9 protein-coding genes are annotated in these 11,428 nt (G+C 54.2%); 2 read left to right on the plus strand and 7 right to left on the minus strand.

All coding sequences use genetic code 11. The annotated features are described in order from the left end of the window. Nucleotides 1-252: 252 nt before the first annotated feature. The 4 genes from QGT73_RS15760 to QGT73_RS15775 all read right to left on the minus strand — a co-directional run bounded on the left by QGT73_RS15760 (nucleotide 253) and on the right by QGT73_RS15775 (nucleotide 5,068). Nucleotides 253-1,275: a sugar kinase gene (locus QGT73_RS15760; RefSeq protein ID WP_123616369.1), complete on the minus strand. Its 1,023-nt coding sequence runs from the start codon at nucleotides 1,273-1,275 to the stop codon at nucleotides 253-255. A gap of 81 nt (nucleotides 1,276-1,356) precedes the next feature. Then, nucleotides 1,357-2,688, minus strand: a complete 1,332-nt coding sequence (locus QGT73_RS15765) for an FAD-dependent oxidoreductase (protein ID WP_280123081.1) — start codon at nucleotides 2,686-2,688, stop codon at nucleotides 1,357-1,359. Between the two features lie 7 nt (nucleotides 2,689-2,695). Next, nucleotides 2,696-3,616, minus strand: a complete 921-nt coding sequence (kduI, locus tag QGT73_RS15770; RefSeq protein ID WP_123616371.1) for a 5-dehydro-4-deoxy-D-glucuronate isomerase — start codon at nucleotides 3,614-3,616, stop codon at nucleotides 2,696-2,698. Between the two features lie 30 nt (nucleotides 3,617-3,646). Continuing rightward, nucleotides 3,647-5,068 (minus strand): PTS galactitol transporter subunit IIC, encoded by a 1,422-nt coding sequence (locus tag QGT73_RS15775; protein WP_280123082.1) that lies wholly within the window; start codon nucleotides 5,066-5,068, stop codon nucleotides 3,647-3,649. Nucleotides 5,069-5,214: 146 nt separating this feature from the next. Here QGT73_RS15775 and QGT73_RS15780 point away from each other — a divergent pair, with 146 nt between their 5' ends. Then, entirely contained in the window at nucleotides 5,215-5,589 is a 375-nt protein-coding gene (locus QGT73_RS15780; RefSeq protein WP_280123083.1) for a four helix bundle protein, read from the plus strand. 53 nt (nucleotides 5,590-5,642) lie between these two features. Here the strand turns inward: QGT73_RS15780 and QGT73_RS15785 are convergent, their stop codons facing one another. Then, complete coding sequence (locus QGT73_RS15785) at nucleotides 5,643-6,437, minus strand: gluconate 5-dehydrogenase (protein WP_123616373.1); 795 nt, start codon at nucleotides 6,435-6,437, stop codon at nucleotides 5,643-5,645. 171 nt (nucleotides 6,438-6,608) lie between these two features. Here QGT73_RS15785 and QGT73_RS15790 point away from each other — a divergent pair, with 171 nt between their 5' ends. Next, entirely contained in the window at nucleotides 6,609-8,618 is a 2,010-nt protein-coding gene (locus QGT73_RS15790; protein ID WP_280123084.1) for a fructose-1,6-bisphosphatase, read from the plus strand. 12 nt (nucleotides 8,619-8,630) lie between these two features. Here the strand turns inward: QGT73_RS15790 and QGT73_RS15795 are convergent, their stop codons facing one another. Both QGT73_RS15795 and QGT73_RS15800 read right to left on the minus strand, forming a co-directional pair. Beyond that, nucleotides 8,631-9,314: a hypothetical protein gene (locus tag QGT73_RS15795; protein WP_280123085.1), complete on the minus strand. Its 684-nt coding sequence runs from the start codon at nucleotides 9,312-9,314 to the stop codon at nucleotides 8,631-8,633. 177 nt (nucleotides 9,315-9,491) lie between these two features. After that, complete coding sequence (locus tag QGT73_RS15800; RefSeq protein WP_280123086.1) at nucleotides 9,492-11,147, minus strand: diphosphate--fructose-6-phosphate 1-phosphotransferase; 1,656 nt, start codon at nucleotides 11,145-11,147, stop codon at nucleotides 9,492-9,494. Nucleotides 11,148-11,428 lie beyond the last annotated feature (281 nt).

Consider the following 11,428-nt stretch of genomic DNA (forward strand, 5'->3'; position numbering starts at 1 on the left):
TTTGCTCATGGTTATTCATGGTTTGTTTGACGACACCAAAAATAACTAATTAGGGCTGACTCCTGCAAATGGTAATCGACTTTTGTCGCTTGCCTTAGCAAGAATCAGCCCTAATTTTTCAATCGCTCAAAAAAAGTTTAGCGGACAGTAATATTATAAAATATTCGGGTCATTCGCCGCAAGGGCAAATGACCCGAATGTTTTTGTTATGCATTATGTCTCAATCGCGTGACCGAGACAAGGCATCAAGTGTTAACGCTGTACGCGGCCGTTGGCGTTACCGCCGGCGAGCGACATTACTTCGTCAACCGACACAAGGTTGAAGTCACCGGGGATGGTGTGCTTGAGAGCGGATGCTGCTACGGCAAACTCGAGAGCTTCGCCCTGGTTGGGCATGGTGAGCAGACCGTGGATCACACCGCCTGAGAAAGAGTCGCCGCCACCTACGCGGTCGATAATGGGGTTGATGTCGTAACGCTTTGACTCGTAGAACTCCTCGCCGTTGTAGATCATAGCCTTCCAACCGTTGTGAGTAGCTGAGAACGACTCGCGGAGTGTAGAGATGACATACTTGAAGCCAAACTCCTTGGCCATGGCCTTGAAGATGCCCTTGTAGCCTTCGGCGTTGGTCTCGCCACCCTCAACGTCAGCGTCGGGCTTGAAACCGAGGCAGAGCTCGGCGTCCTCTTCGTTGCCGATGCATACGTCGACATACTGCATGAGGGGACGCATGATCGACTGAGCCTTCTCCTTGGTCCAGAGCTTCTTGCGGAAGTTAAGGTCGACCGATACGGTCACGCCGTGACGCTTTGCAGCCTCGCAGGCGAGACGGGTCAGCTCGGCAGCCTTGTCGGAGATGGCGGGGGTGATGCCGCTCCAGTGGAACCAGTCGGCACCTTCCATGATGGCGTCGAAGTCGAAATCTTCGGGATCGGCCTCGGAGATAGCCGAGTTGGCGCGGTCATAGATAACCTTGGAGGGACGCATAGATGCGCCGGTCTCGCAATAGTAGATGCCCACACGGTCACCGCCGCGGGCTATATGGTCGGTGTGTACGCCGTAACGACGCAGAGCGTTGACGGCAGCCTGACCGATCTCGTGCTTGGGGAGCTTGGACACGAAATAAGCATCGTGGCCATAGTTGGCGCAGCTTACGGCCACGTTGGCCTCGCCGCCACCCCAGATGACATCAAAATTGTCGACCTGCACGAAACGATAGTTTCCTGCGGGGGAAAGGCGAAGCATGATTTCGCCCAATGTAACTACTTTACTCATGGTTTTGAATTTAATATATTAATAGATTTGTGGTTGAAACTCTGATTGAGATTAGGAGGGGGAGGAAGTGTCGGGATGGGGTCAGCTTTCGCGTCCGGCATCGTCGGCATCAAGACCCTCCATGAGTTTCTTGGCATCGACATAGCGTGCTATGCCCTCAGCAACTCGCTTGGCATCCTGCATGGCATGGACCACCGTGGCGGGACGGTTGGTGACGTCGCCACCGGCAAAGACTCCGCGGCGCGTGGTCATGCCGTAGGGCACTTCGCGCGTGAGGACGTAGCCTTTGGCGTCGACATCAATGCCCTCGGTGGTCGAGACGATGCGCGAGGCCGGGGCACTGCCCACCGCCATAATCACGCGGTCGACGGGCATTACTACCGATGTGTCGCCGGTCTTGACAGTGATGTCGCGGAGACGGTCATCGTCGCCACCCTCGATGTGTGTCACGGATGACTGCCACATGAACTTCACCCCCTCGGCCACGGCGTCGTCATACTCGGCACGCAACGCGCTCATGTCGTTGACGGTGCGGTGATAGATGACTGTTACCTCGGAAGAGCCCATGCGCAGAGCGGTACGGGCGGCGTCAATGGCGGTGTTGCCGCAGCCGATGACGGCTACTCTGTCACCATCGCCGACGATTACCTCGCGACGGTCGATACATCCCGACTGATAGAGGCTCACACGACGCAGAAACCATATGGCCTGGCGCACTCCGGGGTGGTCGATGCCCTCGATTGGGAGCTTTTTGGGACGGCCGGTGCCGGTGCCCATGAAGATGGCGTCGAAGCCTTTGGCAAACAGGTCGTCGATGGTGTAATCGCGTCCGATGGTGGTCTGGAGATGAAATTTCACGCCGAGATTTTCGATTTTCTTAATCTCGCGGCGCACCACTTCCTTGGGCAGACGATATTCTGGTATGCCGAACATCAGCACACCGCCCGGCTCGGGCTCCATCTCGAAAATCTCCACGCTGTAACCTTTGCGCGAGAGGTCGCCGGCAATGGTCAGTCCGGCGGGTCCGCTGCCTATGACGGCTACGGAGCCTCGGGTCTTTTCAGGAATGGCTTCGTGGGTGAGACATGCCTTGCTGTCAAAGTCGGCCACGAAACGTTCGAGTTTGCCGATGTTGATGTGCTTGCCGGCCTTGCGGAGCACACACGCGCCCTCGCACTGACGCTCATGACCACACACGCGGCCACACACGGCAGGGAGGTTGCTGCGCGCGTTGATGATAGCCATTGAGTTGCCAAAGTTACCTTTGGCAAGCTCGGCTATCCATTCGGGGATGTCGTTGCTGATGGGACATCCTTTCTTGCAGGAGGGCACTTTGCAGTGAAGGCATCTCTGCGCCTCACGCACGGCCTCGGCAAGCGTATAGTTTTCGGATACTTCCTTAAACTCGTTCATTTACAAATTATTTCATTTCAAGATAGGTCACCTTATCCATGTCGCCATAGTTAAGGTTTTCGCCACCCATGCCCCAGATGAACATGTAGTTGGATGTACCGGCGGCAGCATGTATCGACCACTCGGGCGAGATGATGGCCTGCTCGTTGTGGAGCCATACGATGCGGTTTTCCTTGGGCTCACCCATGAAGTGACACACGGCGTTGCCTTCGGGAACGTTGAAATAGAAATAGGCCTCGACGCGACGGTCGTGAGTGTGGGCGGGCATGGTGTTCCATACGCTGCCGGGCTTGAGTTCGGTCAGACCCATCTGGAGCTGACAGGGACCCTCTTCGAGCACATTGTTGACAATGAGCTGGTTGATGACGCGGTCATTGCTCTCCTCCATCTTGCCAGCGGCGAAGCTGTTGGCCTTGATAGAGCCTTTGCGTCCGTCGATGGTGATGAGCTGGGTCTTGTAGGCCTTGTGGGCTGTGGTGGAGTTGAGATAGAATTTGGCGGGGTTGGAAGCGTCCTTGCTGCGGAAGGTCACTTTCTTGTTACCGCGGCCTACATAGAGAGCGTCCTTGAAGTGGAGCTCATAGTCCTTGCCGTCGACATTGACAATGCCGTCGCCACCTATATTAATTACACCGAGTTCACGACGCTCGAGGAAGTATTCGGCCTTGAGGGGGTCGATGGTCTCGAGCTCCACGACTTTGGTCACGGGCACCACGCCGCCGTAGATGAGACGGTCATACATGGTGTAGGTGAGGTTGATCTTGTCCTGCTCCATGACTTTGGGCATCATGAAACGTTCGCGGAGCTGAGTGGTGTCGTAATGCTTAACGTCGTCGGGATGACAGGCGCGGAGCACTGTATAGTCGGTCTGAGCCATAGCTGAGATTGAGGCTAATGCGAGTGATACGGTTAGATATATTTTTTTCATATTGAGATAAAGAGGTTTTGACGTTGTTTTTTATTCCATGGTCTGGAGCGTATCGGCATCCTTTGCGACCATAGCTTTCTGGTTGCGGAGGATATTGACGCGGTTCCATACCATGAGCGCGAGTGTCACGAGCACGAGTATGCCGGCTCCAATCCATTTAAGGCCGATGGAGCACTGGTAGATGACCCATGCGAGGGGGCTTGAGGCGAAGTCGAGGCTACCGCCGTCAAAGTTGGCGGGGATGGCCACTGCTGCGTCGCCCGTCACCGCATACACGTCCTTGGCCGCAAGGGTGAAGGCGGGCGCGAGGTTGGTGACGAGATAGAGTCCGACGGTGAGCACTACGAGTCCGATGATGAATGTCTTGACCACGCTGCCCTTGGTGTAGGGGAGCACGAGGGGGAAGACGTAGAACATGCCGGCCAGCGATGCCAGAGGCAGGAACTGGTTGCCGGGGAGCACTACGGCAAGGATGAGGGTCACGGGAATGAGGAGTATCGACACCACGAGCGTGGTGGGGTGACCGATGACGAGGGCGGGAGTCATGCCGATGTTGAGGCCGTCGGCACCCTTGAACTTGCGTGCGATGAGCGAGCGTGTGGCTTCGCTGATGGGGCGGAGTCCTTCGATGAAGAGGACGGTCACACGGGGGATGAGTTCCATGACGGCTCCCATCTTGATGCCGAGTCCGAGGATATAGGGAATCTTGTCGACAATCTCGGCCCAGCTCTTGCAGGTGAGGCAGCCGATGGCTACGCCTACCACTATTCCGAGGAAGAGGGGCTCGCCCAGAAGGCCGAATTTCTTTTTCAGACCTTCGGCATCGACTTCGAGCTTGTTCATGCCGGGGATGGCGTCAAGGCCTTTGTTGATGGCCCAGGCGAAGGGTACGAAGCCGGCACAGAATGGCTGCGGGATGGATATGCCGTCCATGTCTTTGTAGAATCCCTGAAATTTCTTGGCTGTCACGTCGGCTATAATCAATGTGAGGATGTAGCAGATTATGGCTCCGAAGAATCCCCAGGCGAGCGATTCGCTGGCGAAGTAGATGACGGCTCCGATAAATGCGAAGTGCCAGTAGTTCCAGAGGTCGATATTGACGGTGCGTGTGGTCTTGGTGAGCAACATGAGTATGTTGACTCCGAGACACACGGGGATGATGAAGGCTCCGACGGCAGTGTTGTAGGCTACCGATGCGGCTGCGGGCCATCCCATGTCGAAGACCTTGAGCTGGAGGTCGTAGATGTTGACCACTGTGTCAAGTGCCGGGCCGAGAGCTGAGGTGAGCAGAGCGGTAACAATGGAGAGTCCAACGAATCCGACTCCGACTTTGAGTCCCGACTTGAGCGCGTCGCCAAACTTGATGCCTATGCACAATCCTAAAATCGTGAATATAACGGGCATCATCACCGCCGCACCAAGGCCGATTATGTATGCAAAAATTTGTTCCAAATTTTTAGAGTTAAAAAAGGTGAAAGTTTAAAGTTTATGTAGTGATGGTTTAGGATTTATCGCCAAATAATTAGAGTTTTTTATCGGGCACGCATGTGTTTTCAGACTATTTGCTTACATTTGCGAAAACACATTATGCTATCAATATGGATTTTAGTTTTGAGCGATTGACCGTATGGCAGAAATCACGACTGCTCGTAAAGAAAATTTATGCCATAACCAATAATTTTCCCGACAGGGAGAAATTCGGACTCACCGACCAGATGCGCAGGGCGGCAGTGTCGATATCCTCCAATTTAGCTGAAGGCTCAGGCCGCATATCTACTAAAGAAAAGGTGCACTTCTGCGAGATTTCCTATGGCTCGCTGATGGAAGTCATGTGTCAGCTTATATTGTCAAAAGACCTCGGGCTGATTTCCGACGAGACCATCAGCGAGACACGGCCTATGATTGAAGACATCGGCAATATGCTGAGTGCCTATCGTCGCGCATTGTTCAAATCCATACAATATACACAATAAATGTATCTCTAAACTTTAAACTTTAAGCCCTAAACTCCCTAAGTAGGCTCCGCCTACTTAGGTTGCTTTCCGATGTAGGCGAGGATGCCGCCGTCGACGTAGAGCACGTGGCCGTTGACGAAGTCGGAGGCGTCGGAGGCGAGGAAAACGGCGGGACCCATGAGGTCTTCGGGTGTGCCCCAGCGGGCTGCGGGGGTCTTGGAGATGATGAACTGGTCAAAGGGATGACGGCTGCCGTCGGGCTGGAGTTCGCGCAGGGGTGCGGTCTGCTCGGTGGCTATGTAGCCGGGGCCGATACCGTTGCACTGGATGTTGTATTCACCAAACTCTGAGCAAATGTTGCGAGTGAGCATTTTCAGACCACCCTTGGCGGCTGCATACGCGCTCACGGTCTCGCGGCCGAGCTCGCTCATCATGGAGCAGACGTTGATGATTTTGCCGTGACCTTTCTTGATCATGCCGGGTATCACAGCCTTGGCGCAGATGTAGGGGGCAATAAGGTCTACGTCAACCACACGACGGAAGTCCTCGACATCCATCTCGGTCATGGGTATGCGCTTGATGATACCGGCGTTGTTGACAAGAATATCGATTGTGCCTACCGTAGCCTCTATGTCGGCCACCATGGCCTTGACAGCTTGCTCGTCGGTAACGTCACAAAGATAGCCTTTTGCTTCTATGCCAAGCTCCTTATATGCTTTGAGTCCGCGGTCTACAGTCTCCTGACGCGAGCAGTTGAATACGATTTTTGCACCGGCTTCGGCGTATGCCTGAGCTATGGCAAGGCCTATTCCATAGGCTCCTCCTGTGACGAGGGCCACTTTGCCCTCCAATGAAAAATTCACCATTTGTTAATAGTATTAGTCAATTGTTTTTTGATATTATCTTAAGGCATATACGTATTAGCTCACAAAGTTACTCAATTTTGCACGAATTTATGAACATATGCCCCTATATTTTTTCTTTTTTTAGTAAAACGTTTGTACATTTGCGCCATCATACCCGAATCATATCAACTTATGACACTGCACACCCAAAATGTCACTCCCCAGGATGTAGAGAACGACCGCCGCATACTCGAGCTCCTGGCTCAGACGTTTCCCAACATAAGCGCGGCAAGCACCGAAATCATCAATCTCGAGGCAATACTCAATCTGCCCAAGGGCACCGAGCATTTCGTGGCCGACCTGCACGGCGAGCATGAAGCGTTTCTACACATACTCAAGAACGCTTCGGGCAACATCAAGCGCAAGGTCACCGACATATTCGGGACAACGATGCTCGACAGTGAGATACGCCAGTTGTGCGCGCTCATCTATTATCCCGAGGAGAAGCTTCAGAGCATCAAGGCCGCGCAGTCGGACCTCGAAGGTTTTTACAACATCACGCTCCACAAGCTGGTGACCGTGTGTCGGAGCGTGTCGTCAAAATATACCCGCTCGAAGGTAAGAAAGGCCCTGCCACGCGAGTATTCCTATATAATAGAGGAGCTGCTCCACGAGTCGGGCGGCGAATATGACAAGCAGGCCTACTTCAACCGCATCGTGGAGACCATCATCTCGACGGGCCAGGCCGAGCCGTTCATCATATCCATCTGCAACGTCATACAAAAACTCAGCATCGACCAACTGCACATACTCGGCGACGTGTATGACCGCGGACCGGGTGCGCATATAATCATGGACACCCTGTGTCGATACGGCAACTGGGACATACAGTGGGGCAACCACGACATTGTGTGGATGGGAGCGGCCGCCGGCAATGACGCGTGCATAGCCAATGTGCTGAGGCTGTCGCTGCGCTATGGCAATCTGGCCACACTCGAGGACGGATATGGCATTAATCTTATGCCGCTGGCGACGTTTGCGATGGAGACTTATGACGATGATCCGTGCACTGAGTTTGAGACCCGTTCGACCGACGAGAGCAATGTGCACACACCCAAGACGCTCAAGCTGCTGGCCAAGATGCACAAGGCCATATCAATCATACAGTTCAAACTCGAGGGCGCGCTTATAGAAAGCCACCCGGAGTGGAACATGGACCATCGGCGTCTGCTCCACCGCATCGACCGCGAGAAGGGCACGGTGAGAATCGACGGGACCATCTATGAGATGTGTGACACTATGCTGCCCACCGTCGACCCGGCCGATCCCTATCGCCTGACTCCTGAGGAACTGCATCTGGTGCATAAGCTCCACCACTCGTTTACGGTGAGCACAAGCCTGAAACGTCACATGGACGCCCTGCTGTCGCACGGCTGCATGTATGGTCTATGCAACAACAATCTGCTCTTTCACGCGTCAATGCCGCTCAACGAGGACGGGTCGCTCAAGGAGGTCGAGGTCAACGGTGAGAAATACAAAGGCAAGGCTCTGATGACCGCCATAGGGATGCTGCTACGCTCGGCCTTCAACGAGGATACTCCGGCCGCCGAGCGCGAGTATGCCCGCGACTTCTACTGGTACATGTGGTGCGGTCCCGACTCGCCGCTCTATGACAAGGAGCGCATGACCACCTTCGAGCGTTATTTCATCAAGGACTCCGAGTCGCACAAAGAGGGCAAGGGCTGGTATTACAAGCTGCGCGAGAACGAACAGGTATGCGATATGATACTCGACGAGTTTGGCGCGGAAGGCTCCGACCGCCACATCATCAACGGCCACGTACCCGTGCGCACCGGCAAAGGCGAGAGCCCGATACGCGCCGGCGGCCGCCTGATGGTCATCGACGGAGGGTTTGCCAAGGCCTATCACAAGACCACCGGTATAGCCGGCTACACGCTGATATATCACAGCAGCAACTTCGAGCTGGTGGAGCATGAGCCATTCACTTCGGTCGAAGAGGCCGTGAGCAACGGCACCGACATTGTGCGCACCACCAAGATGGTCGAGCAGACCGCCCGACGCAAGTGTGTACGCGACACCGACAAGGGCCTCGTGCTGCAAAGCCAGATCGACGAGCTGTCGGAGCTGCTCTACGCATTCCGCCACGGCATGATCAAAGAGATGCCCATGCGCCGGCAATAAGACCGCCCTACCCTACCATTCATAACCTAACGTGACTCCGAAACTGTTGAGAGTCACATTGCCGCCCGGACTCCAGTAATAGTCATCATCGGCGGTAAGCAACTGATAAGTCAGGCCTATATTGAAGGCCTGGCTGCTGTTGCGCGCATTGACCGGAATACGCACGCCGACCGTGGGTTTGCAATAAAAGCGGGCATTGTTGGTGACATAGGCGTCGTGGAGACGCAGATAGGGCGTGCCGATGAGCCATGCGGCTCCGAGCTTGAGGTCTATAAAGGCCGAGACCGATGACTGATCGCCGATGTTGAAGCAGAAGTCGCTGAACACGGGTATCATCGCTTTGGTCTTGGTACCTTCATAACCTCCGTAATCGGGATAGCCATAAGCTACGGAGCGCGGAGAGTCGGGGTCGGCTCCCTGGGCCGTGACAACATCCACTCCAAGACCGACGCCCATGAAAAACCATGAGGAATATCTGAATCCCTGAGTTGTCGACACGCCCACAAAGTTGGCGCGGTCGGTGCCCACGCCGGCCAGCCCGCTCAGCTCGACATATCCCTTGTAGTTGAAACTTCCCGAGAGTGCCGGCGACAAGAGTCCCGGCAACTGACTTGCTATCTGATAATACTGGGCACGTGCCGGGACGGCACACACCAGTGCTGCCAACGTGAGGACTGAGAGTAAGAAACGTTTCATAAGCAATCGTTTATATTGAATAACGTCCGGGCAGAGCTGGAGGTTGCACTCATGACACAAAAAAAATGCGTCCCCGTCGCGACGACATTGTCGGACACAGGGGACGCATGCAAGCTGTAAATAAAAGGGGGAGTTGAATATGTCAATCAGATGGCTCTGATGTACACATTTTTTCGATTAGTACTTGCGACGCTTCTGCTCATACACGAGTGTGAGCGAAGGCAGGTCACACACCTCGGCCGGACCGAAGTACTGGATGGGGCCGGGATAGGTGTAGCATGTGCCTACCTTCCATGTCTCGCGCTCCTTGGCAAACTTGAGGAAGGGCGCACCGTCAAGCTCAACGAGAGCCTTGCGGATAACGGGCTTCATGTGGCCGTGACGACGCTCCATATTCATCATCATGGTGATGGGTATACCGCCGGCCAGCCAGTTGACGGGAGCGAAAGTGAGGTTGCGGAGGCTTGACATGTAGCCTGTCACGCCCGATGCGATAAGACAAGCGGCGGTGTAGCCGAGGCCGTAGCAATAGTTGGCGTCAAAGTTGGAGGGGTCGGCGCAACGTCCTTCGTAGCCGAAGAAGTGGTGCATGGTGGCATATTTGCCATTGTATTCACCCTGTGCTGCAAGAACCTCAAGACGCTTGCCTACCATCTCGGAGAGGAGTTTCTCGGTCTCGATGAGCGACACCTGCACGTTGCCGTGGGGGTCGCGGTCGAGGGTAAGCTGACGGGCCACGCCTGCGGGGAGCGACTCGTAAGTGGCGGCGCACTCGGGCGAGAGGTTGGCGATGACCCATGCGCGCTGCTCCTCGGCGGCAACGGCGGCAAACTCCTCGGCCTTGGCGGCAAGGAGGTCGTTAAGTTCGGCGATGAGCTTCTTGACTGCGGGAATAAACTCGATGAGACCTTCGGGGATGAGCACAACGCCATAGTTCAAGCCGTTCTTGGCACGCACCACAACGGCGTCGGCTATCTCGTTGACCACCTGGTCGAGAGTCATGTTCTTGGCCTCTACCTCCTCAGAGATGATGCAGACGTTGGGCTGACACTGGAGAGCACACTCGAGAGCGATATGAGATGCCGAGCGGCCCATCAGCTTGATGAAGTGCCAGTATTTCTTTGACGAGTTGCAGTCACGCTGTATGTTGCCGATTACTTCGGAATATACTTTGGTGGCGGTGTCAAAGCCGAAAGATGTCTCGATGACATTGTTCTTGAGGTCACCGTCGATGGTCTTGGGCACACCGATCACCTGCACACCGGCACCGATAGCCTTGTAATACTCGGCAAGGATGGCGGCATTGGTGTTGGAGTCGTCGCCGCCGATGATGACGAGGGCGGTAATGTCGAGCTCGCGGAGGATTTCAAGACCTTTGTCAAACTGCTCTTTGGTCTCGAGCTTGGTGCGGCCCGAACCGATGATGTCAAAGCCGCCGGTGTTGCGATACTCGTCAATGATGTCAGAGGTAAGCTCCTTGTAATTGTGGTCGACGAGTCCGCCGGGGCCCATGAGGAAACCGTAGAGCTTGCTGTGCTTGTTGATAGCCTTGATGCCGTCAAACAGACCGCTGATCACGTTGTGACCGCCGGGAGCCTGTCCGCCCGAAAGAATCACACCTACATTGACGGGCTTGTCGGATGTGGTGGCTGCAGTCTTCTCAAACACGAGTTCGGGAAGACCGTAGGTATTGGGAAACAGTTTCTTAATCTCTTCCTGATCGCCGGCCGACTGGGTGGACTCGCCCTCCTTAACCTTCACTCCACCGGTAAGGACAATGGGGAGCTGAGGACGATAAGCCGCGCGGGCTATCTGCAACGCACTTTTCTTCATTATCTTAGATATTGATGTAATTTGTATATTTTTGCTTGAAAAATCACCCGCAAAAATAACAAAAAGAAATCAATAATTCAAAAAAGCTATAATATATTTTTTTATAGCCCATTTTATCCCCCAAAAGTTGCGCGATACACTATGTATTATAGGAGGTAACTATTCAGCGGACACGCTAAGGCGATAATGTGGAATAGACATCACCATTATAAGTAAATTCAACCTGCTGATTTTATAGTAATTAGCTGCAATTTTATTTGGTAAAGTCAAATAAGTTTTGT

Origin of the sequence: Duncaniella muricolitica (genome assembly GCF_910574735.1) — a bacterium.
GTDB lineage: Bacteria > Bacteroidota > Bacteroidia > Bacteroidales > Muribaculaceae > Duncaniella > Duncaniella muricolitica.